14 protein-coding genes are annotated in these 25,827 nt (G+C 42.0%); 2 read left to right on the plus strand and 12 right to left on the minus strand.

Annotated features, from left to right (window positions below; all coding sequences use genetic code 11):
- Positions 1-301: 301 nt before the first annotated feature.
- From ABDD94_RS14650 to ABDD94_RS14695, 10 genes are all read right to left on the minus strand, one after another.
- Positions 302-2,170, minus strand: coding sequence for a glycoside hydrolase family 97 catalytic domain-containing protein (locus ABDD94_RS14650; protein ID WP_345952865.1), 1,869 nt, complete (start codon positions 2,168-2,170; stop codon positions 302-304).
- A gap of 114 nt (positions 2,171-2,284) precedes the next feature.
- Positions 2,285-3,922 (minus strand): glycoside hydrolase 43 family protein, encoded by a 1,638-nt coding sequence (locus ABDD94_RS14655; RefSeq protein WP_345952866.1) that lies wholly within the window; start codon positions 3,920-3,922, stop codon positions 2,285-2,287.
- 110 nt (positions 3,923-4,032) lie between these two features.
- Positions 4,033-5,271 (minus strand): sugar MFS transporter, encoded by a 1,239-nt coding sequence (locus ABDD94_RS14660; protein ID WP_345952867.1) that lies wholly within the window; start codon positions 5,269-5,271, stop codon positions 4,033-4,035.
- Positions 5,272-5,285: 14 nt separating this feature from the next.
- Positions 5,286-6,188: an ROK family protein gene (locus tag ABDD94_RS14665; RefSeq protein ID WP_345952868.1), complete on the minus strand. Its 903-nt coding sequence runs from the start codon at positions 6,186-6,188 to the stop codon at positions 5,286-5,288.
- A 26-nt stretch (positions 6,189-6,214) separates the two neighbouring features.
- Positions 6,215-8,188 (minus strand): glycoside hydrolase family 97 N-terminal domain-containing protein, encoded by a 1,974-nt coding sequence (locus ABDD94_RS14670; RefSeq protein ID WP_345952869.1) that lies wholly within the window; start codon positions 8,186-8,188, stop codon positions 6,215-6,217.
- Between the two features lie 2 nt (positions 8,189-8,190).
- Positions 8,191-9,249, minus strand: coding sequence for a glycoside hydrolase family 88 protein (locus tag ABDD94_RS14675; protein ID WP_345952870.1), 1,059 nt, complete (start codon positions 9,247-9,249; stop codon positions 8,191-8,193).
- A 1,006-nt stretch (positions 9,250-10,255) separates the two neighbouring features.
- Positions 10,256-11,290, minus strand: a complete 1,035-nt coding sequence (locus tag ABDD94_RS14680) for a LacI family DNA-binding transcriptional regulator (protein WP_345952871.1) — start codon at positions 11,288-11,290, stop codon at positions 10,256-10,258.
- A gap of 251 nt (positions 11,291-11,541) precedes the next feature.
- Entirely contained in the window at positions 11,542-13,554 is a 2,013-nt protein-coding gene (locus tag ABDD94_RS14685; RefSeq protein ID WP_345952872.1) for an alginate lyase family protein, read from the minus strand.
- A gap of 1,187 nt (positions 13,555-14,741) precedes the next feature.
- A complete protein-coding gene (locus tag ABDD94_RS14690; RefSeq protein WP_345952873.1) occupies positions 14,742-15,158 on the minus strand; it encodes a hypothetical protein in 417 nt (138 codons plus the stop codon).
- Positions 15,159-15,815: 657 nt separating this feature from the next.
- Positions 15,816-16,202, minus strand: a complete 387-nt coding sequence (locus ABDD94_RS14695) for a helix-turn-helix domain-containing protein (RefSeq protein ID WP_345952874.1) — start codon at positions 16,200-16,202, stop codon at positions 15,816-15,818.
- Between the two features lie 101 nt (positions 16,203-16,303).
- Between ABDD94_RS14695 and ABDD94_RS14700 the strand changes: the two genes are divergently transcribed.
- Entirely contained in the window at positions 16,304-17,260 is a 957-nt protein-coding gene (locus ABDD94_RS14700) for an NmrA/HSCARG family protein (protein WP_345952875.1), read from the plus strand.
- A gap of 242 nt (positions 17,261-17,502) precedes the next feature.
- Here the strand turns inward: ABDD94_RS14700 and ABDD94_RS14705 are convergent, their stop codons facing one another.
- Positions 17,503-18,123, minus strand: a complete 621-nt coding sequence (locus ABDD94_RS14705) for a hypothetical protein (protein WP_345952876.1) — start codon at positions 18,121-18,123, stop codon at positions 17,503-17,505.
- 378 nt (positions 18,124-18,501) lie between these two features.
- Complete coding sequence (locus tag ABDD94_RS14710) at positions 18,502-24,357, minus strand: DUF3320 domain-containing protein (protein WP_345952877.1); 5,856 nt, start codon at positions 24,355-24,357, stop codon at positions 18,502-18,504.
- A gap of 75 nt (positions 24,358-24,432) precedes the next feature.
- On the opposite strand from ABDD94_RS14710, the gene ABDD94_RS14715 reads away from it, so the two are divergent.
- Complete coding sequence (locus tag ABDD94_RS14715) at positions 24,433-25,080, plus strand: ion transporter (RefSeq protein ID WP_345952878.1); 648 nt, start codon at positions 24,433-24,435, stop codon at positions 25,078-25,080.
- Positions 25,081-25,827 lie beyond the last annotated feature (747 nt).

The raw sequence follows: 25,827 nt of genomic DNA on the forward strand, positions 1-25,827 counted from the left end.
ATTTAAAACTTACGGCGTAGCCGTCTTTTAACCGAGAACTTTTGTTGTACCACTTGGGATCCATTTTGAAATTCCTGTTGGTATTATTCAGTTGGCAGAAGGTTCACTGCTAACATCTTCGCTATTATTAGCCTATGGTTTGTCCATTGTTATCTTAAAAATCCAAGCGCCCTTATTTTTAACGAACATCTTGCATTTAGTTGAATACATTGTGAGTTATCTGATTAGTAACCGGATGATTTTACGATCGCATGCATAAAGCTGATCAATTTCATAACTTCGTTATAGACAGATTATTCTATCATCGGGTTTCTCTGATTTTTGGCCTGATGATAAGGGCCTGACCACCTTTAGCTTTAAGATTGATATTAAGTTGTGACTGGCTGGTAACTGTAACCTCTCTTTTTAAGATTCCTTTCCTTTCGTCATCTTCATAAATAGTAGCTATATATTCTTTATGGGGCGTTAAAAAGCTCAGTGGTATACTCGACCTCCATGCAGTCAAACCGGCTGCATTGCCCATGTACCAGGTTTCGCCTTTACGTCGGGCAACGCTGATGTACTCGCCAATCTTACCATCCAGGTATTTGCTATCATCCCAAACGGTTGGAACATATTTAAAAAACTCTATCTCCTTTTCATCCTGATAATCACCTGCCTTTCCATACCAAAAAATAGCTTGCAAAGGGTCAAAGTAAACCACAGTAAGTGCCAGTTGCTGCCCTTTGCTAACCTTTAAATTTTTAGCAAAGTCGCTTTTGGCGTTAGGGAAACAAAAAGTAAAATCAGCCGGGCCAGCCAGGAACCGGGTAAATGGCAAGACCATGTTATGGAATGCGTCCGGACTGTTCTCATCTCCGCGGATACCCTCCTGGCTTAAATGGTAAGGGTAACGCCTGCTTGTTCCGGTTGGTTTATAATGATCATGAACATTCAGCACAAACCCATAGTCATTCACTTTTTTAACAGCCTGATCTAGCCACGCTAAACCCTGTTGCGTTCCTCCATCAATAAAACCAAATTTCATCCCACTTACTCCCCACTTTTTGAACAGCGGTAAGATGGTATCTAACTTAGCTTTGAGTCCAACGTAATTAACATAAAGAATCACACCAATATCTTTTGAACGGGCGTAGCTTGTAATTTTAGGTATGTTTACTGCTGGTATGGGTTGTGTAGGATCGGAAGTGGTTCTGAATTCTGCGCCGTACCATCCCGCATCTAACATAATATACTGAAAATTCATTTTCGCAGCGAAATCCACGCCTTCCAAGGCGCCTTCTGTACTGATAGGTACTCTAAAGACTTTGCCCGGCCTGATGTTTTCAAGATTGGTATTAGACGGCTCGACCAACTTTAAATTTAATTGACTAAAATTGTGCAGGCCTACAGCATTTGTTGACATACTAATAGTACGCCAAGGGGATAATAAACTTTTATCAAACGTAACCGCTGTGTCTATAGTGACTTGCTTATCACGCCCAACGGTGTCCGTATAAAATTGGAGTTTCAAACTGTTCTTATCCTTACCATGAACGAAAACACATTTGGTATAATTCCGGTTATCTGCTTCACCTATAGAAAGATATAAACCACTTTTTTGAACAAGGGTAGCCGGCTGATCACAGATGCCTGTTAAAGAGTCTAACTTGAGCGGTCTGAAGAGTGATTCTTCATGATATTGATAAACTGTTGAGGCGCTGGCCAGATTGTACTCTGTTAATTCTTCCTCTAAGCGGGTTGAGCCACTTTTTAAGTCAAGCCTGTATCGTATTGCAATGCTGCCATTATATACACGTACCAATAGCTGATACGGCGTTCCGGTTGTTTTGCACTGCAATGTTAAAGCATTATAACTGTTGTCAATATCACTGGTTTCTCCCAATGGCCAGCGGAAGCTTGACCGTACCGAAGTTGTTTTTCCGGGTTGAGCATTAACTACTTTATCTGTTTTGTAGTTATGAAGACGCAAGCCAAGTAAAGACCAGAGAACCGCTGGTTTATGGTTAAAAGAAATACGATAAACCAAGTCCTGCTGATTACGAATTCCCAATTCGATGAGCGTTGTGCCATTTGGCGACCTTAAGCTGCTCACTTTACGCACCTGTGCTTGCGCGGTAAAGCATATAAATAACAGTAAGCCCGCCAATAATAAGAATCGATTCTTCATCTTTGAAAAGGTTTAAATATTCCAGTTAAACATTATAGGTAAAAAGTGATGAACCGCCATCTACACACCCAAGGAAAGCAGCTTTCGGAATCATCACTTCAATTATCAAAATTTTTATAGAGCATTTCGCTCAATCCGGAACCAGTCAATGTCCGCGTAGCCTCCCACGCGTACATTTGGTTGACTCACACTAAACAAACCTACCTTGGCCCCAATCCATTTATCGGGTTGAGCAGTGAACAATTTGCCAATGTTGTTAAATGTAACGCCATCTTCGCTATAACTAAACTTACAAGTACCCTTATCGTCAACCAATTCGACTCTAAGAAAAGCTGCTGCTCCACTTATACGTTGCTCTTCAAGAACACTTTCTGGGGTTCCTTCAAGTGCCCGGTCGCATTTTACCTGACTGATTTTATATCCTTTTTGATCTTTTGAGATTGCCAGATAAGCGTAGTCATTCCCCATAATTAAAATTCCTGCTTTCTTACTTTGCCAAACGTCCCATTCCACTTGAAACTGAAGTTTGACAGTGGCCGTGAACCGCGGCGCAGGAAACTTTTGGAGAAGCAAGTTAGGCGTATTCCATAAGTTTTGGGCATTAGCTGTTTGGGGATAACAAAAAAGGCGCAAATAGCCACTGCCAGGAAGTAGTGCACTCCATTGTATCTTAGGATTACTGTGCCATTGCCATTGCAAGCCTATATGGCTGACATTAAATTTATCATTTTCAACTGGTGTTTGAACACGGTAACTTCTTCCTACGTTAGGCTTTCTGTAAGTTAGTACCGGCTCACCAGTACCGTCGCCATCTGCATCAAGGCCCATCACTGGCCAATTGTTCACCCATTTCACCGGCTGCAGATGCACCACCCTGCCGTAAGCGCCTTTATCCTGAAAATGCAGAAACCAGGACTCTCCGGTTTGTGTGTCCACAAGAGCACCTTGATGAGGACCATTGATCTCAGATTTGCCTTGTGCTAAAACTACTTTTTGTTCATATGGGCCGTAAACGGATTTAGCACGTAGTGCCAATTGCCAGCCGGTTGCCACTCCACCGGCCGGAGCAAATATGTAATAATAACCGTTTCTTTTATATAATTTAGGACCTTCAACCGTATGGTTAAATCCATGGCCATCAAACACATGTCTGCCTTCTGTAACAACCTTGGTGCCCGTTGTATTCATTTCGTAAAGCGTTAACAAGCTATTAACCCCTGCCCTACTTCCTGCCCAGCCTACAGCCAGATAAACTTTTCCATCTTCATCCCATAATGGACAAGGATCGATAACTCCCTTCTCAGCTAACACCAAAACTGGCTTACTCCACTTAGATAGAGGATTGACTGTTTTAATCATAAATATACCGTAATCAGGATCAGGGTAGTAGATGAAATATTCGCCCTTGTGGTAACGGATAGCTGGCGCCCAAACACCTTTGCCATGTTGTGGCAATTCATATACAGCATCAGGCTCTTGTTTGTTTAAGGCGTAATTAACGATAGTCCAGTTAACTAAATCACGAGAATGCAAAATGGGCAATCCAGGCATACAGTTGAAACTAGAAGACACCATATAATAATCATCACCTACACGGATCGCGTCCGGATCCGAGTAGTCAGCGTGTATAATAGGGTTTTTATAAGTTCCATCACCGTTATCTGCTTTCCATACCTCCGATACTTGCGAATACACGTTAACGCCCGGTAAAAAGCAAAAACAGATCAAAAAAGCTTTTTTATAAAATTTCATTGCAGCACTTTATTAATAGTTTTAGTGATCTGATTATAAGTTTCTCCTATATATACTTTCTGTTCATCAATGATTTTCAAGCCGGTCTTCAAATGGTGCACTGGTAATAATTATTTATGCTTGACTTGATAGAACTTTGCGCCAAACATAAAGATTACTGCGTAACAAACAATTGGCAAGTAATAAGCTGTTGCCACATCATGATTAGCAATCAGCCCCATCAGCATCGGGAAAAACGCCCCACCTACTACACCCATAGAGATAAATGAGGAGGCTTGCTGGGTTTGTTTGCCCAGGTTCTTGATTCCAAGGCTGAATATGGTAGGGAACATGATACTGAAAAAGAAATTAATCATGAAAAGCGCCACATAAGAAACCCATCCCAATTTCTGAGCAACAATCAGGCACATGAGAATACTTCCCACAGCAAACGCGGCCAACAACTTGTTAGGAGCAATAAACCGCATTAAAAATGTGCCTACAGCCCGGCCAATAGCCATCATCGCCATAAAAATGCTCATATAGCCTACGGCTGTGGCATCACTTAAGCCCATTACTTCATGGCCATAGTTAATAAAAAAAGCCCAAGTGCCGCCCTGAGCCGCAACGTTAAAGAACTGCGCAATAACGGCCCACACAAAATGGCGGTGTTCATACAGCTTCTTCCTGGGTTCAGTATCAACATTAACAGATTCAGGATCAACATGGGTGCCTTCTGCCGTGTGCGGATCGGTCAATACTGGAATGCGGAGAAAGAAAAAAACGAATGCAATTAAAACGATGACACAGCCGATACCGACATACAATGTTTTTACGGAAGATAAATGGTCTTCTTGGCCACCAGAAGCATGAAACAAAAAGTATTCGCCTATTTGCGGACCAACAATTGCACCTACTGCATTAAAAAATTGGGAAAGATTTACGCGTTGATCACTGGTACGTTGATCGCCCAAGGCAGCTGCGAAGGGGTGAGCTACTGTCTCGAGTGTTGCCATACCACAACCCAATACGAACAAGGCAATCCGGAAATAGCCGAAAGAACCAGCATTGGCTGCCGGCACAAACAGAAAGGTACCAATAGCAAATAGACTTAACCCCAGGATGACTCCAGGTTTATAACCAAATCTCTTTAAAAAATAGCCCGCAGGAATGCTCATAACGAAATAGGCACCAAATACAGAGAATTGAATTAAGCCAGATTGAGATTTTGACAGCTGAAGTACATTTTGAAAATGTTTATTTAAAACATCACTCATTGAATGTAGCAATCCCCACATCAAGAATAACGATGTTACAAATATGAAAGTGATAAGATATCTTCTTTCAGTAAAAGTCGCTTTTTGTTCCATGCAATGTTAGGTGGTTAAGATTTAGATTGGTTGTGAAGATTATGCTCAAAGGTGAATGCAGCACCAATTAAGGCAGCATCCTCGCCCAAAAGGTCTGTTACAACAAAGTTGGGGTCTATATATGGCGCTAATTGTATTTGTAACTCATTCAAAAACAAATGTTTTGATTTTGCAATGTTACCTCCAATCAGCACTTTTTGGGGCTGATGGCTAACTACCTTATCCGTTATAAATGCGGCAAAACTTCTGGCAAAAGAAAGAAAGACACTGCTCGCATTACTATCAACGTCGGCAAGTTCGGCTAAGTCCTTTACATTGTTGCAACTCACGCCTGCCAAAAGTGAATATGCTTTAAGGAACCAGCGCGTTGAAAAGTAATCATCGGCAATACTGCTACCAAAACACTCGCTTCCCCAATTGGCATCAGTTGTGACGCCCGCCATACTCACTGCCGATCCCATTCCCGTCCCCAGCGTAAATCCGATTAAACGGGAGCAATCCTGTCCGGATCCAGCCATTACCTCGCCATGCACTAACGCTTCCGCGTCATTACGAAACCTGATATTTTCAGGTTCCAGTTTGAGAAGGCTTGCCAGGCCTTCTTTCACATTAATCCCGTAAAGAAGTTCATACTTATGCAAGCCTTTGATGAAAGAAACACCGGTTTCATAATTGAAAGGGCCTGGCATGGCTAATGCTAAACGCGTGATTTTTTCCGGAAATACCGTCAATACCGCTTTAATAGCATCAGACCATACCGAAAGAATTCTATCTGCCGAATCTTGTGCGTTGACGGGGCGTCTCGTACGGGTATCTTTTACTATAGATTTATTAAGCAAATCAATTACAGCAACAGTAATGTGCGATCCGCCTATGTCGGCACTAATAATGAACTTCTCTTCGCTTGGTATCTTCATTAACAAAAAAGTAAAAAAAGCATCGGTTATTTTGAGGGTGTCAGGTAAATTGCTTCTCCTCCTGAGGCAAATAAATTAGCTTGTAGAACAGATTTATAATTTACCCTAACTGTCTGCACCTTGACATGTGTGGTGGTATTTAGCCCCGGATCATCACTGTAAATGGTAGCCGTGTACTGGCTGTCTTTCTTTAAAAAGTCTAATTGAAGGCTGAGTTTCCTCGCATCGTTATTGGTGATGATGCCAACGTACCAATCATCTCTACTTCTGCGAGCGGTGGCAATATAGTGACCGGGTAAGCCTGCAATAACTTTAGTTTCGTCCCAACTGGTAGGAATCTTTTTCCAATAATCAAGTTCAGGTTCACCGTGGTATTGAGACGGCCTGTCGTACCAGAATAATGTTTGAATAGGACTGTAATACACGGCTGCAAGCGCCAGTTGATGGGCATGAGTTGTTTTAATACGTTTATCAAAGTAACAGATCGTATAATCAGCCGCTCCGGCTATATATCGCGTAAACGGCAGTACCGTGTTATGTGTAGCGTCGGGCATTTCCTCATTTCCACGAATCCCTTCTGCTGTCATTAGATTGGGCCAGGTACGTTGCTCTCCGGTAGGGCGCCAATCGTCATGAATATTCACCATGATCTGCTGGTCGGCGGCTTGGTGAATTGCTTTTTCAAGCCAGGTCGTCCAGCGGTGAGAACCCACCTGTACAAAACCAAATTTCACGCCTTTTACACCCCATTTTTTGTAATAAGTAAATAAGCTATCGCTTTGAGCAAGCAAGGCTTGTTGATTAACATACAGCCAGACACCTATTCCCTTGTTAGATCCATACTGAATAATACCTGGCAGGTCGAAATCAGGAATAGCTACTTTGGTGGCATCCGAGCTGAAACTGAATGCCGGGCCATACCATTTCCAATCAAATAATATGTACTGTAAACCTTGTTGCGCAGCAAAATCGATGTTCGCTTTAGCCTCAGCTGTAGTCAAATTCATTACGCGCATAATTTTTCCGGGTTTAATCCACCCCGGGTTTTGAATCTGATTAGGAGGGTTTAAATTCAGCAGCAAACTATTGTTCTCAATTAACGCCCCTGGTGAGTTCGCAACCATAATGACTCTCCATGGTGTAGCTACCGGGGAAATCAAAGCTGCCTCGCCTGCCATTGAGGTAACGAGTGTATTAGGCTTATCATTACTTAAACGGAACTTGGCCCGTGCATAGTCAACCATCTGCGCTTCTGCGAGACAAGCATAAATGCCGCCCGGCAACTCCAGTGTTAGCGGTCGTTCACTTTCACCAGGCCAATTTTTAAGTGGTAGTTTTTGATAAGGCGCTTGCGCCCAATTGGCAAGCCAGGCCATTGTTCCATCTGGTAACGAAAATTCAGTGTTTTCACTGGTTATGTTATAGTATGTACCTTTCGGATTTTCTGGAAAGCGATAGCGAATAGCGGCTCCTTCATCGTAAGCACGAATTTCAAGATACATTACATAGATCGGATTATCATCTTTAACAAACGCTATGGTAGCTGCATTGTAGCAATCTCTGATTTGGGCTTGTTCGCCATAGACCGGCTTCCACAAAGAATCTTTGCTTGATGTTACAACCCCGGTCACTTTCAGATTTTCAAACCATCTTTGATGAGTATCTACCTGCAGTGCCATTGCCTTTTCAGATAAATTGTTATCCAGCCGCAAATCCAGTTCGGATTCCTTTATCACCGTCTTTCCATAAAAATCGACTGAATAGTACATCCTTCGGTGCCCTTCATCCCCCGTCTGATGAAAGTCGATCTGCAGGTTTCCGTTGGGAGATTTTAATACAGTATGCTGAATGGCCGTAGTTTGTCCTTCGGCCGATGTGCAAATCACACACATCAGTTGTATTATACAGGTAACCACTGCTTTGTTTATAGCAATCTTGTTGAATCCCCGACGCGACACTTGTATTAGCCAACATGACAGCAAAGAACGACTTGTCTTCATGACTATAGATTTTGGTATAAACGCTTACCAACCTGAAGTTTCTTTAACCGGACAAGGGCTTCCAGGTAATAATAATCAGCATAGATTATTGATGCATCAATTTCGGAGCCATTAGGATGATGCCCGGTAGAATGCAATAGCGCTGCCGAATTTACATCCCTACTTTGATATTGAGCTGATGATAACGCTTTTAGCATTTGCTCAGCTTTTTGACGGTATAAGCGGGCCTGGCTTTTATCCTTCACAAAGGTTGACAGCTCGAGTAAAGCAGACGCAGTAATTGCTGCGGCTGACGCATCACGAGACTCGTTTGGTATATTGGGTGCATTAAAATCCCAATATGGCACCATGTCTTCGGGAAGCTTTGCAAGGTATATACCAGCTACTTTTTGTGCAAAATGCAAAAATTGCGGATCTTTAGTTTCCCTGTAACACATCGTGTAACCATATATGGCCCATGCCTGCCCCCTTGCCCACATACTGCTGTCTGAATAACCCTGGTGTGTAATGCCTTTAATTTTCTTTCCGGTTACTGTATCGTACACTACCACATGATAGGCGCTATAATCTGGACGGAAATGGTTCTTCATAGTTGTCTTTGCATGGGTAGATGCAATTTCATATAATCTTTTAGGGCCCCCATTTTTAGATGCCCAAAACAGCAGTTCTAAGTTGATCATATTATCGATGATTGTATTATGCGGCCACCCCATACGTTTAACATTTTGAGGCCAAGATAATATTGTTCCGATTTTAGGATTAAATAGTGTAGCTAACGAATCTGCTGCCTTAAGTATAACCGCTTTGTATTCCAGATTTTTGGTTAAACGGTAGCCGTTACCAAAGCTGTTGAACAACTGAAAACCCAAATCATGATCAAATCCGGGCTCACTGGCAATCGGCGTTAATTGGCGTGTAAATTTATCGGCTTCAGACAGCCATTTTTTATTGTGCGTGCTTTCATATAAATACCAAAGTTCACCGGGCCAAAAGCCACTACACCAATCCCGGTAGGTTGTAAATTTCCATTTATTCTGACCATTTTGAATATTTCGGGGCATATTCAACTCAGAATTGTTCGGTATAAGCTTAAGTACTTTATTAGCCTGGCTGGCGCAGTAATTTATATTGTAGATTGCTGAGAATGGTTGTTGTGCATAGGTATTTGAAACCAAACATAGACAACTTAAAAATAAGACAGCAATGTGTTTAATAGCCAATTTCATGGTAATATTCCTTAATCTTCTATTTATAATTTCTAAATGTTTGGCCATGTTAACTACATCATCACGCCTGCCTGCAAACATTTTATTATTGAGCAGCAAGCTCCAGTTATCATTACCGAACCGTTGTCTTTATAGATGCGTACTTTAATCTATCTCTGACGGCCCTTTAACGATAAGATAGCTTACTAACAAGCCATCTTTAAAGCATGGTCCTTAAATCGCGTTGCCAAAAAAACTATAAAGTTCAGTTATCATGAGCCGCAGAATAGAAAGAAGCTCGCGTTCAAAAATAATTACTAAATCGATTAAGTTAATGTCGCAGGTGTGATTTGCTTAAAATTCATTAGCTTCTAAAATCTATTAGGAATCCAGAGCGCGGATTTAATTTAATCTGCACTTTTCTTAAAATAAAGTCACTTTAATTGAATTTTTAACAATAGCTATACCCCTTTATCTGTATGTCTTGTTTAAACGTCTACCAGTATAAGCGGTCAGTAAATTACTAAATCAGTTAAGTGGAGAGCAGGTGATTTTACATTACTTGGCGTGAGTGGAGGAATCAGCGCATTTGTAAACAATGCAGGTGCACGCTGTAAAAAGCTGGAGAAACAAGATTATGAGTTGGCATACTTCATCATTCAAGCTTCAAAACTATTTCATTGCAAACACACGTTTTTAAGCATTAAAAAGAATAGCGTTAAACGGGTACAAGTGAATTAAAAGAGCTTAAAACCAGGTAAACGCTGAATACTTAAACACGTTGATTCCATAGTATTTAAACAAACAGCACTTATGATGATCTTTACAGATACTAATGAAAGCTCGCTAATTTCCCGATTATTTAAAGCATTACAACTTGCTTGCGAGTTGTAGAATTTCGAACTATAAGGGAAGTGGCTAATTGGACAACTCTTGGGGCACTCTCACCATCATTGTCCAGTTGTTCCAGAATTAGTTGAACGGTTTGGTCGCAAATAGCTTGAATAGGTTGGGATATTGCCGTGATTGAAGGTTTGAAAAGGCGGAACAGATTAGCGTCGTCGAAAACGATAATACCTATTTGTTGTGGGATTTTAAGGTCAAGGTTCAGTATTGCTTCAAGACCATTCTCGGCCAGATAGTTGGTTGCAAAAAATACGGCATCGATATTTGGGTTATTTTTCAAATAATCTTCAATATCAGCTACTGTCTTTTCTTTTTGTTCATGGTATTTCAATTTCATTACATAGGATTGCCGACCTGCCTCTTTTATACACTCCAGGTATCCCCTTTCGCGTTCTTTCATCTGCGCTTGGTCAGAAGCCAATGTAATCATTGCAATATGTTGATAATCATTATCCAGAAAATGCTGAATAGCCCGGGTGGTACCTTTAAAATTATCAACTAAAACACAACTGCTGTCTACCTCTGCAAGCGGCCTGTCAAAGAATACAACTGGTATCTTGTCATCAATTAGCTCTTGCACTGCCTGTTCAATTCCTGGCGCCGGAGCAATGATAAATCCGTCCACTTGATGGTTACGGAACACTTGGATAAGATCTTTTGTGACCTCCGTGTTATTCTCCGTGCTACCATAAACGATACGATAACCTTTATTCCCTAATATCTCTTCGAAACGCCTGGCAATTGTAGAAAAGAAAGCATCTGAAATATCCTCAATCAATATTCCAATAGTTTTACTGCGGCCGGTACGAAGGCCTTGAGCCATTCTGTTAGGTCTATAACCAACTTTCTCAATATGCTTTAAGACCTTTTTTTGCATGGCCTTGCTGATACCGTTTTCATCTGCCTTACCATTCAAGACAAAAGACACTGTTGTTTTGGATACATTGAGCTGTTCAGCAATATCCTTTATAGATAATTTTTTTTTCATCATCAACGTTCAGCAGTCTTGTATTCGAGAGATTTTTAAAACGCAAATTACGAAAAGTGAAAAACTAAATCGATTTTAATTTACTATTAGAAATACAATCCGTTATTAGCTTAAATACTAGCATTATCTCTTTTCACCTCGAAAGTGCTACGAGCCAAAAACAGACCGACATTGTGAATAAGGTAAAGAGATAGAACTGCAAGGCAGTTGAAGTAGTTACGGCTAAACTGTCAAATCAAACTTCTTTATATGAATTACCTCGTAATCTTCACCTCGCCAAACCTCACCGTAGTAGGTACATCTTTTATTCCGGAATAAACCAACATCCCAAAATCGCCACTCTTTTTGCAATTCAATTGTGCTGAACCAGCTGTCATCCACGTCTTACCGTCTGTGGAGTAAGCAGCTGTGAACAAATTGTTTTCACGCTCCAATTTCAACCATACCGGGCCAGTTAACCGATTGTAAGTGACTGCAGGTTCGCTGATAACGGGCGACGTGTAAATAATGTCGGAACTATCTGATGATGCAGTTCGAGCCCGTAATTGCACTACCCATCCAGGTGCTTCGATTTGGGATGTCGATCGGGGCGACACAACTATTTCAACGCTTTTTGACCCAACATCTGACGCCTCACGGAATGTTAAACCAAAGCCTGTAAACTGTGAACTTAATTGTGGAATATATTTCCCTCCGATAGTAGCATCACCATTAACTGCTTTGGTCACAAACATAGCCTTATCATAGGGAACATCCATGCCCATTCCACTACTTTGAATGATAAACGTGTTGTCAATGTAATTTACTACACTTTGACGCTTAGCGGAAAGATCAGTTTGCTTCCATCCTGAAGGCAATCCAGCACTAATTGCTAAAGGATAGGCGTTTGAACTTTGCACTTCTCCGTTTACAGAACATACCGTATAACGATATTGATTGCCTTTAGCGGCAGACAGGTCATAGAAAGCAGCATGTTTAATGCCTTTAGCAATTATTTTAAAGGTACCTTCACCATCTTGCGCCCGCTTTACTATGTAAGATGTTGCTCCAATAACCGGGACCCAAGTTAAGTGAATAGATTTGCTTTCATATTCTGCATGAAGTCCTGCAGGCGCAACCAAAATGTTGTTATGCGATCTATTTTTGTTGGCACCATTGTCTGCTCTCGAATAAAGGAAAGTTCCGAAGCCAATATGATCTGCGCCTGGCAAACCCTGCAGTTCGGGCCTGACTTTCTCTGCCGCCTGCTGGGTATACGGCGCTTGCGCACTAATACGATGAACATAGTGGTTGTAAACTTCTTCATAAACAGCTCTTAACTTCCCCCTGTCCTGTTCCGAAATACGAGGATGTAAGTATTTACCAGTTCTGTCCATTGCAGGCACATAAGGCACTTCCATACCTAAATTGTACTTAGCAGTGTATTCAAATCCCTTCAGGAGGCGGTTATCGTAAATGCTGTATAAATTAAGGCCTTGGTTCCATGCCATCTCCGAGCAGTCAGCCAGGTGCGCTATCCCCAGTTGTGTGTGGCCCTGATCACGCCCGCTTTCCTGGCATTGACCTTGTTCATTAATGATATAATTGGGTAAACTTCCGTCGCCCCAGCCATATTGGTAGTAAACAATAGCCCGTTCAAACATCATGCGATCATTACAGAATATAGCAATAGCCATCATTGTCTTAAGGGCGGCAGAATCCCAATTTCCGTTAGCAAATGGCGCAAAATCTTTGATTACCGGGTAAATCACCGTTTTGAAATGCACCTCGGCCTTTTTAATGTCATCTGATCTCCAACCAGCATTTGTGTACCGTAGAATTTCTGCTGCATTAACCATTTTAAATGGCCCGAGTCCGGCCATCAGCACAGCATCCCTACCTGTAATTTCTTGGAGTGTGCTAGCCCATTTGTTAATAATTTCTTTAGACTTTTCTGCATAGCGCTGCTCACCTGTTACAGTCCACATAATGGCATTTTGGTAAGCAGCGTTTGCATCTGCATCATAAATTGCTTGCCCAACTGTTGGGTTTCTCCCTACGGTAGGCATAGCCCCCTGCACTTTATAGTCGGGTTGTGATTGAGCATGCGCCTTAAAAACTAAATAACCGGCATAGAGAGGCTGGGAAGAGTTAAGAACTCCTTTCTTCAAACGGACTAAGTCCTCCTGACTTTGTAATATTCCCGGATGAATAAATGGTTGCGCCTGCAGCGAAATAACTTTGAGCAAAAAAACAGATAGAAAAATACCTTTTGAAATTATTTTCATTTTAGATTTTTGGTTAGTGTACTTTCATGTGATTTTAATTTTACAATCATCATGTATTCTCACTCTTGGTTAGCTATAATAGATAACATCTTGGTTCATGTAATGTATCTTAAACTGCTTCCGCGTATTCAAATCAATCTCAAACGCGGCAGTGCTTATAGTAAATAACCTACAACTAAGTTGAATTTCTCAAGCAATTAAAAGGACCGTAACGAAACCATAAAATGCAATTCGATATCGGAATAGCCGGTTTTCTGTCTCACGAGATACTAAACTGCTTGATTAATGATCACATTCAATCTGAAAAGCATAAAATTAAAATACGGTTCGCTAATAATCTTGATAGTCTTCTATCTTCGATGCGTAATACGGTTTTACTTCTGTTTAAGATCTAAATTCGTGTAACAGGATTAGACCCGCATTCACCCATCAATAACCAATTTATCTATTTAATCATTGTTGAGCTCCTAAAGTCACCTTACTTTAAAATTGATTTGCTACAGCAAACTTAGTTAACTTAAACGATTTAGTAAAGATTCATGGATGACAAATTTTACGACGAGCTATTGGCTTAATGTTTAAGTCGCAAACTTGATGTCCACTCTTTAAATATCATTCCTGCATAAGATAGTGGTATCTGTTCGCTAGTTAGAAAAGTGATTTAGCATAAGCAGATCACTTAAACATATTGCCATCTTACATTCTTAACGGCTAACTCCTACTTAGGGGCCTTGTTATTAATAATTGTAGAGGAAGTAGTTAAAGGCAATAACTTATTCATAGAGTCCAACTGAAAGCCAAATACAATTTAAGTAGTAATCAAGCGAACTAGGTGTAATTTAAAAATCATTTACAACGGTTTAACGAACTACAACACCTATGCAATCAGCCCCACATAAACATATATTGATTAGAAAACTGGTGCTGCTGACACTTAAGTTTAATATGGGTGGTTGAGGTAACCACCCATATTAAACTTAATTTCATCACAAATAACTAAGCTATACTTTTACTACAACCTCATGCTCCGAATTAATAAAGGAGCGCGGGCAAAAGTATTCTTTTGGCTTTCTAAACGCATACCCAAAACCGCTGGCTTTAAAAGCGATGCTTATCTGGCTTAATGCGTAACAGTAAAGTCGAATGCCCTGGTTTACTAAATAAGATACAGCTAGTTACAAATAGATTTATTGAAATGACGACAAATAAATGTACTTGGTTATCATACCTGTTGGTGTGTAATATTCTGCTTTAAGAAGCGCATACTGCCCGGCTCTCAGTTGCAAAGTACCGTATTGGCCATAATTAAAGTAGCTTTCCGGGTTACCGGCATAAAGACTTATGGAGCCAAATCCGCTTAATTCTCCTGATGTAAATTTTCGTGGCTCAAGATAAATTTCAGTATCCGGTGCTACATGATATTCCGGACAATAATACGGGTCATCACCCATTTCAAACGTCCCGTAAGAATCAAAGCCATAATAATCTCCATAGGTATACTGGAAATAACATTTGTATTCAGTTTGCGCTGAAACCTTAGACGAAAAAGCTAGTAGAAATATACAAGTAAAAATGCCTGGAAGATAGATTTTTAAAGTTTTCATTTTTGGTTTGATTAAATTATTGCCGCTATTCTGGGTCATGGCTTCCCCATCCTGTTTTGGAGAAGACAGGACACTCCATTGTTGGCCGAACAATATTTTAGCCCTCTGCGGGAGAACAATTTCCTTATAATAAAAGATACGGTTTGAATATTTTAAGTGTAATTACTCCTCTATCGCGTAATTGAATTAACGCATGTTGAAATACTTTTAAAAGTTGATTGCAGACTTATATTCAACGCTTTTCCTAAGTCAGTCAAGCAAATCTCCACATTCTTAAAGTAGTTTGAGGGGGGCAAAGCGGTTAGTTACAGGGGACAAATGTTGAAAATTGCATTCTGATGCAATAGCTTGTGGTGATCATGAACAGTAGCTAGATAAACACTAATATTTCCCTTTATACAGATGGTTTTCTTAATGCTTTGACCAAGCAGTATAAAGAACCCCTAAATTGATATTTAGAGGGTTTTTAATATTTTGACAGGCTTATAGTGGTGACGGAGGGATTGAGCCCAAGCCTTAAATATAGATCTACAGTGATTTATATTATTCAATCTTACCTACTCCCTAATTTACCTTTTTTAGAAGTACCAAAATTGTCTATAACTAAAGATAGTTAACCCGTTAAAAGCGGACGTAGCAGGATATTATACCTGAGTGTTAAATACCTTTTAAAGGCTTATTAACAAACTCTCCTTTTTGCAAGGCGATCTGATTTCCCCAGCCAAGAACTGCATCAAGTACAGGTATAAAGGAACGGCCAAAATCAGTTAAGCTGTAAATAACTTTGATAGGTGGCTTTTCTCCGAAGACCTCTCTCGAGATCAGGCCATCCTCTTCCAATTGCTTTAACTGCAGGCTTAATGTTCTTTCAGTAATCCCCGGCATGTCCTTTCCAAGCTCACTATAACGCTTACCCGTATCTTTTAGGTGGTATAGCATTACCACTTTCCATTTTCCGCCCACCAAATCCATCGCCAGGCTTACCGTACATGGATAAACCTTATTATTCACCTTTATCAGATCGCTTTTACATTCTATACTCATTTACTTCGATTTGTTGCAGCTATCCTTATGGATAGTTATTGCAAAGCTATAAAGCTATACATAGTTTCGCAACTATAATTTTTATAGTTCACCATTTAATCATGAAAAGAACACCATGGCAACATAAGCCGCTCATCACCATCACCGGTGTTTTAGGCAAACAAGGACGTAGCGCAGCTCAAACGCTTTTAGCAAGCGGCAAGTATAGAGTGCGGGGCATTACCCGCCGCATTAACTCTCCTGAGGCACTACATTTAGTAGCACAGGGAGCTGAACTGGTGAACATACCGCTTGATCAGGGATACCAAAAAGAATTTGTTGAAGCTTTTCGTGGCTCAGACGGTGTTTTCTTAATGACGCCCAATATCGCCCCGCCGGCAACGCATGAATTTGAATTAGGTAAGGAGTTGGCCGATGCCGCAGTTGAAGCGGGTGTACCTCGTATTATCTTCAGCAGCCTGGAGAATGTTGACCGTATTACAGCAGGTAAAATGTTTGCTCCTCATTTTACGGACAAAGCCAGAATCGAGGAGTATATCCGGACACTGCCAGTTATCAGCTCGTTCATTTACATGGCTTTCTTCTACACCAACCTGGTTGAATTTTACACGCCTAAAATGCAGGGTGATACGCTGGTATTCCCGATTTATTTACCTGAAGATTTCCGCGCACCATTCGTCGACCCGCTTACAGCTACCGGACCGGCAGTTTTGGAATTATTATCCGACTCAGCCAAATATGCCGGTAAATCGCTGCCAGTGATAGGCGATATAATCTCACCCCGGGAAATGATCGAAACGTTTAACCAGGTCACCGGCAAGAGCGCTGTTTACAGTTCTGCATATACGCGCGATGAATTACTTCATCATTTCCCTGAATTTGGTTTGAACGAATTTTTAGTACGTGAGATTTTAGGCATGACAGCATATGCGGTTGACTGTGGTTATTTCAGTAAAGACCGTGACTGGTCATGGAGCCGGCAGATAAACCCGGAAAGTTTGAGTTGGGAACAATTTTTGAGAACCACCGGTTGGCAGGGGCAAAAGCTTTCCTTTTAGGCCTGGTCGATAAAGAAGCGTTTTACTATGTATTAGTAAAACGCTTCTTGTTATTAATCCTGAAAGATATTTCTTGCCATCATCTCTTTGTTGCTGATTCCTTACATTAAATATCTTCGTATTTCTGTTATATCCATAATGAACCAACGCAGTAGAATGGTATCACATCCACCTAAACGCCTATTCCGTTACCAAGAAAGTATTGCCGGTCCTCAAAGTAAACCATTACAAAATCCGAATAGCTAATGCTTCGTATTGGTTAAAAACCGTGCTTTGAAGGCATCTTCAGACATTAAATATGTTAGGTAGGTAAGTACATTGTGTTCGCATTCCGGCTTTGTTGGTTCCAAGCTGCGCATTACTAAGTTATTATTATTATCAGTTGATTCTACAGCTATCTTTTCATTCGTTCCGGTAAAATTAAACACAGGTACAGGATTCTTTTGTGTTCCATAGTCCGAATCTGTAAGATCTTCTTTGTTAACATATACCAAGATTTCTTTTCCTTCCAATTTATCGGCCAGTGAAAAGGTACGCTGCCGATTTATATCACATAGATAGATCTTAAAAAATTTCCTGCTTTTTTTATCATAGATAGAGATCAGCATAAGTTGGCCAGTAATCCCTTTAAAACCTATTGGGTTAGCTCCCGCTCTGTAGCTGTCATATTCAACTTTTAATTGGTTAGTATAAGCAGTACTCATTTGTGGAACCACAATTTTGTATGGAATTATTTGCTGCAGATAAACTTGCAAGTACTTAGCGCCATCGTTTTCACTAACCATAACCCTGTTGTAGATGAATACAAAAATTGGAAAAAGGACAAAAATGCCGACCAACCATCCGATGGATTTTGAGCTCATTATTTTAAAGAAGTGATAAAATTAACGTCATTGATCTATAAGTTCTGTTCATATGGTCGGTGGTATATTAAGTTAGCAAAATCCAAGTGCATACGCCTGGTAGCCACAACAGATCAAAGTCAGACCAGTTCATTCAATATTTAGCCTTTAGCTATTGGTTAAGACAATTAAGTCTGATATATCGGCAGACCATTTTGCCTTAAGTATATGTTTAGGAGTCTCAAAAATGAGATGAACTTGAAATTTTGAACTGCAGGCATAACTAAACAATTACTGGAACCGCTTTAATAAGACTTTAAGAACCCCTATTTAAAACAACTGAAAAAAGGCCGATTCGGATGGACCATTCTTTCCTTATTACGGGTAAAAAAAACGTTATTACGATGCCCGCCAGACAACACGTTCTCCTTGAACGATCGCAAAGCCCAGCTCAACAGCCTGATTGATCCCCGCATTCATCACATTTTCTACATTGCTGCCTATACGCGCGTAACCGAATAGTTTTGCCGTTTCTCTCACAAGGTCTTCCCTATTTAAACTGATCTGGTTTTGTAAAATCAGTTTGACACCGTTGGCTACTTCTTGGGGCGGCAGGTCACCGGCATCTCTCTTTTGCGCTTCATTTACCGCCACGCGGTACTGTTTGTAATCAGCAGGATTCTGATCTTTTTTCCAAAAGAAGGCATTATAGGTGCAAGGAATCGGCGTCATGCCCAATTGTTCAAATAAAAGATCGAGATGAGCAGCAATCCTAGTTCCCATGCGGGTGATGCCCCAGGCCGCAAGCACCCTTTTGCTCAACAACGATTTGCTGATCGGCGCCTCAATTTCCAGAACATTAAAGATCTGCGTTTTCAACTTTCCTCTATTTTGAGGTAGCAGGATATCCTCATTCGAGCTGGTCAGCACAATTTCAATTGGGCAAATTTCGTACGCAACACCTGCAGTAACCGGGGGCTCCGATGCCCATTCCCTTTGAACCGGCGGTTGATAGGTCCGGTTCAATACGATTGGGGCTTCTTGTACAACGGCTTTAGGAACTTCTGCGGTGGGTAGGGACACTTTATTTTCTTCAGCATGCTGAATGGCTGTAACAATGCCGTCTATTACCAGATCCGGCTTTTCCCACCAGGCTGTTGCATATATCTTATGCATATTCCAGCCCAGCATTTTCAATACATCGACCTGAACGATCTCCCGGTCACGCGATGTTTTGGCATTATAGTAATTAACGCCATCGGTCATGATCCCTAAAATATAGCCTGAAGGATTGTCCTTATCCACTACGCCGATATCGATTTTATAAGCAGAGCAACCGATATGTGTGTGCACGTTGTACCCTTTTTCGCGCAGTACTTTAGCAATAAGGCTTTCGAAAGAATCACCGGGATCATTTTCGGGGCTTGTCCTGATGGGCAATGCCGTCTTCCCTTTTTCGGCATAAGCCAGGAATGCTTTTAGTCCGGCCACCCCTTCTGATCCTGTGCGGTTCAAGTTGATCTGGTCTGCTTGTAAAGTAGAAAAGACCTTCATTTCGTAACGAGCCCGCGACACGGCAACATTTAACCTGCGCCAGCCACCTTCCCGGTTGATCGGTCCGAAATTAAGGCTCACTTTGCTCTGCTCATCCGGCCCGTAACCAATGGAGAACAGGATGATGTCTCTTTCATCTCCCTGTACATTCTCCAAGTTTTTTATAAATAGCGGTTCATCACGTTCCAAAGCAATTTTTTCCAGATCCGGCCGCAACTTGAAAACATCATTTAACAGGTCATCCACCAGCACTTGCTGTACGGAACTGAAGGTAATTATACCAATACTTCGTTTCGCCAATTCAGGGTCAGACAGCCGGTGTACCACTTCATCTACAATCGCTTTAGCTTCAAACCTATTTTGCCTTGACTTACCCTTATCATAAAAGCCGGGCACGTGCACGAACTGCACTTTACTTACAATATCATCTGTGGATGGAAAGGTAAGTAATTTGTTCTCATAATATTTGGCATTACTGAACGCGATAAGGCTTTCATGCTTACTGCGATAATGCCATAATAAATGATGTGATGGCATGGATAGCGCCAAACAATCATCCAGTATGCTTTCCAGGTCTTCCTTGTCAATATTTTCTTCGTCCACATTATTGGTTGCGAAAAAACTGGTGGGCGGCATTTGCTTAGGATCTCCAACAACGATCACACTAGTGCCCCTGGCTATGGCGCCAACGGCTTCGCAAGTCGGCATTTGGGAGGCTTCGTCAAACACTACCAGATCAAACTTGGCGCTGTTAGCATCAAAGTATTGCGCCACAGAGATCGGACTCATGAGCATGCAAGGTGTTAAACGCTGCAAAAGATTGGGAATGGCATCAAATATCTTGCGGATAGACATGGCACGTCCGTTATTCCTGATATTGCGTTGCAGCATCCCGATCTCTGAACTTTGAGATGCCTCTTGTGTGAATGATGGAATTCTTGAAGCAAGTCGGGCGTATAGCTCCTGCTTGGTCAGCTCTTCAAAATCCTTGCTGATCTCGCGAAAACGACGGACCTTCTCGTCGAACAGGCTGCCGTTGAAGGTTGCCAGTTGTGCATTTCTTTCAATGATATATTCAGCGGCAGAACGGTAGAACCCTTTCTCGAACTGTCGTGTAAGGTCTCCGGTCTGCACTTTTCCGCTTTCATAAGCGGCCACCAACGACTCCAATCCGTTTGTCAAGGCTTTCTGCCGGGCTGTCAGCCAATTGAACCAATCTTTCAAGGAGTCGATATGTGCTAACCATTCGGATGCCGCAGCAAAAAGCATTTTTTTCCAATCCGTACCCTGCTCTTCCGGAGTGCTCAAGTTGATCCCCAATAGCGAGGCAAGCCTGTCCTGTAGCTGTAAGAGGGTTCGGTTGGAACTTACATAAGCTTGCAGCAGCTTGTAATGGCCGGAAATAAAGGCCTGGCTCCCTTCTGCAAACTCATCTGCTAATTGCAGCCGCCAGCCTCTTAAACCGGCTGAGCCGATGATCGTGCCTGCTGCCCTGTTCAATTGAATAACCTGTTCACAGGCTTTGATCACCCTGTCCCAATCAGCATCTCCACTACGCCAGAGGTGTCCTATTACCGGAGGCAACCATTCTGCTTTGGCCAATATTTCCTGCTCGTCTTGATACTGGATAATCTGCTGCAGGGCTCCCGGTACACCATCTTTTTCGATTCCGCCGGATAACGACAGGCGGTTCACATCCTTCAACAAAGCCCTTTGCTTAAACCAGCGTGGTAAAAACCACTGCCCCGAGGCGATGTTCCAGTCCGCAAGCGTACCGGACGCCGGGTAAGTCAAGCTTTCTTTTTGAAAACGGCTTAATAAATCTGCACGGATATTATCTCGCTTACGCCCATGTGCAGCTATCTCCACCACCCTGGCCATTGTCTGCTCCAAAGAATCTGTGCGCAGCATCGAAGCCGGCAGATCTTCCATTTGCTGGAAAACTTCCGCTAAAACCGCCAGCGCCGTTTCCTGCTCTCTTGTTCTGACCAACTGCCCAACCTTCAGTACCTCGCTCACCTTCTGCGTTTGCTCAGCAGAATTGTTTAATTGCGCTAACAAATCTTCAAGAACCACCTTTATATCCTGTTTGAGCTGAAGATTATATTGTGCGATCCGGGTCGCCTGCCAGGGGTGGCCGTAAGGATGCCCGATCAATTGACCGGCAGCTTGTAATTCTTGTACGGCATCTCTCCAAACCGTTAGCTGTTGCGCAGTTAATGCCTGCAACGAATCTGCCGAGAAATTGACCAGGTCGGGGCTTTGCGGCAAGCGGCTGTACCTGGTAAATAACTCAAACAGCGAAAATCCGAAAGGATATTTTTCATGCAATGCGGTCACGTAAACGTTGAGCTCGTTACGTAAATTGAGTAAGCGCTCAGCCTCAGCCTGGTAGATTTCAGGCGGTTCTCTCCGGATCACTTCTGTAGCGGCTTTCAGCTGTTCCAGTACGGCAGATTTTTTCGATTTATTGGAATGCAGTTCCAGGCAAAAAGGACCGATACCGATAGATTCCAGCCTGCTCTCCACCACATCCAGGGCCGCTTTTTTAGCGGCCACGAATAACACTCGTTTACCTGAATACAAGGCGTTGGCGATGATATTGGTAATGGTTTGTGATTTGCCTGTTCCCGGAGGGCCATGCAGTACAAAGCTTCTTCCCTCTCCCGAACTGACTATAGCCTGTAATTGGGATGAGTCTGAACTGATAGGCAGGGAAACAGCCCCCGGATGCAATTGGTCGTCGGCTATAGATGCAGCATCTGCTTCAGCATCCGGCTGCCATTCCAATTTACCCGAGATAAGGCTTGCTACTACCTTATTTCGAGCCAGCTTATCTGCGTTATTATGAATATCGTTCCATAAAATAAATTTGCTAAAAGAAAAAGTGCCCAATAGGGCCTGCTCTTCCACGTCCCATCTTGATCTGGTCATGATAGCCTGGCGAATGATATTGAAAACGCGCTTGACATCTATCCCGCTTTCGTCTTTAGGCAATGTTTCTAAACCACCGATCGTGATTCCAAAATCCTGCCTGATCATTTCCAGCAGGGTAATGTTCATAATTGTTTCCTCTTCCCGACTCCTGATCACATAGCCCTTTTGCGCCGATTTACGTACGATCTCTACAGGCAGCAATAAGATGGGTGCATACCTGGGGCGTTCGCTAAGGTCGGTTTCAAACCATTTTAGCAAACCCAAACCAACATAGAGTGTATTAGCGCCATTCTCTTCCAGAGATAGACGGGAAGACCGGTACAGACTGGTGAGGCTGTAATCAAGTTCAAGATCAGACAAATAAGTTCTCAGCCGCCGTTGTGACAGTTCATTTTTAACCAGGTCGGCAATGGGGTCTGATTGATGTAAGGCTTCATATACCCCGGTATCCCGTGGATTGTTACTCCAGTCAGTGGGCTTGGCCAGCACCTGGAACTCGGTACCATCTGCAAGCGCATCTTCCAGCTTACCCGCATTAATGGTGATGAACTGGATCACACTCTTAGTAATTCTTACATTCAACAAGCTATTGCGAAGGGTGAGGTCAAGCAACTTCCTCTCCCAAAGCCTTTGCTTGGAAACAGCTATCTTATCAGCATGGATCAGCTTTTCGCCGATAAAGATATCCTCCGGCAAGGCTGTTTCTTTGGTCAGCCTCGCTTCTTCAACGATCTCCCAACCAGCGGGCGTGGGAATTCGAAGCGGCAGCGGGCGGATGGAACTGAACCGGGCCCGTTTTACATCCAGGAAAAGAATGAAGTCTTCGGTCCTCATCATTTTTTGATCGGCCGATCGTACAGCATCATCAAACGAAGCATGGTTACCTGCATTCATACTGGTTGCTTCCAGAATTACAATATCGTTGATGCCATCTGCCGTGCGCTTGGTGATCAAGGATGGGTCATCATTAACGGTATCTGCAAACGACTCGTCGATGAGCCAGCCACCTACAAAGGCATGCCCCTTGATGATGATGATCAGGGGATGAATGCCTACCGCTTCCAAACAGGCTGCGTAAAGCAAAGACAGATCCAGGCAGTTCGCCAATCTGTTATGGAAAATATTATCGGCCAGCCTGATGCGCTGGCCACTTTCTTCAAAACTTGCCGGCACGGTACAATACACGAGGTCCATTGCGACTATGGCTTCAAATATAGCAGCCATCTGTTTCCTGACACGGTTTGGATTACGGCTTTGATACTCATCGAACGATGGGCTGCCCGTCCACGTTTTCAATAATTCCGAAGCATTTTTAATGATCTTGACGATCTCAGGATGATTAGGCGTAATAAAGGCCGCCAACATTTCCGGCAGGACAGCAACACCGTTCCATTGATCATAGGCCAGAAGCTCTATGCGGTAATGTTCCCGAAAGATCACATCGTTACCTGCAGTTACGGTCAGTATAAACTTGCCTGAAACGCGTTCGGTTAGTTCGGCAAGGTATTTCGACGAAATGTGGATGGGAATATTCTTGAAGACCTGCTCTTCCCCATTGTGCAAAATACTGATATCACCATTCCAAATGGCCGCGAAATCAGGTTCCGATTCAATATTTAACTTTACATTTTCCCAATGTAGTCCAGAATTATTTTTGATAGTTAAACTGCGGATAACCGGGACATGGTTTTGCTGGAAAGCAAAATTGATGGCGGGAGAATGATCGAGAACTATTTCGGGTTTAGGATGGCTGGTTGTATTCATACAGGCTGTTAATATAAAAAAAACCTGTTAGTATCAACCCGTTAATTCTTACTTTAACGTCGTAAACCCAAACCAATGTTCACCGCTTCAAACAAAAACAACCAGCTTGGTCCACTGAATTTGATCGTATTTGTCCTGTCCGTTTACGTTTTGCTGGCTATTCTGACGGATACCATCTTTAAACTCCCTGAAGAAACCTCCATTCTACTGACCTACATTGATAATGTGATATGTGTGTTTTTCTTCGCTGAATTTTGTATTCGCTTTTATCGTGCTGAAAACAAAGTTGTTTTTATGAAATGGGGTTGGATTGATCTTATATCCAGTATTCCTGCAGTGAGTTACCTAAGGGCAGGCAGGGTACTGAGACTGATACGGCTCCTGCGCCTGATCAGGGCGTTTCGCTCCACCCAGATGTTCGTTAAACACGTATTCAGAAACAAGGCCAAGGGTGCATTCACATCCGTAGCTATTCTTGCAGTATTACTCATTATATTTTCGTCGATAGCGATCTTGCAAGTCGAAAAGGACCCCGCAAGCATTATCAAATCCGCTGAAGATGCGATATGGTGGTCTTATGTGACAATAACTACGGTGGGATATGGTGATAAGTTCCCGGTAACCACGGAAGGTCGGATCATTGCGGCGGTATTAATGACAGCAGGGGTAGGTCTCTTCGGTACATTCACCGTTTATATAGCAAGTTGGTTCGTTGAAAAGTAGCACCTTCCGCCGGATTTCGGCAGGTAGATAGATACACTTAATACTTGCGTCCTATACCTTCTTTATATTTATTTTAAACTTCCTGAAGAGTGTACCTAGATAGACTTATAAAAAGGTGCAATTGTGTTTCTAAATTTAACCTCTGATTTATATTATTCTGCTTGTAATAAAAAATGCTGCCGACCTTGGTAAACCGTAATTTACCACTCACCCGTAGCGCCTGAAGCGTGTTTGGTGAAACATTGAGCATCCTTCCAGCCTGACAGCTTCTTAGCTATTCATTCTTACTCTATTCTTTATTGCTTAAGATAACTGTGATTTCCCTGATCAGATCTTCCTTAAAAATCTAAAGGTCTCCCTTCATTATAATACGAGCAACCCTGGAAACGAAAAAATCCTGTAATTTATTGAATTACAGGATTTAGATGTGTTTTGATGATCAACTTGGCGGTGAGGGAGGGAAATGAACCCGAAATTTAATTAACTGAACCTCAACGAATTATGTACTTTTATCTCCTGTGGTGCATGATTCACGCCAGAATCTCTTACTTGCTTTTCGTTAGGTAAAATAACTAAATCATTCTGAAAATATAAAATTTACGGTATAATCATTTACCTAAAATCTTAGCTAATTTTTCAATAATAATTTATTCTGATTGGTTTAACTCTAATTTCCCAAGGGAGGTGAGCTATTCAATTTGCCAGGCCTTTTCCTATTAAGTGGCTGGCATTAATCGGAAATAAAAA

The sequence above is a fragment of the Mucilaginibacter sp. PAMB04168 genome, from assembly GCF_039634365.2.
Lineage (GTDB): Bacteria > Bacteroidota > Bacteroidia > Sphingobacteriales > Sphingobacteriaceae > Mucilaginibacter.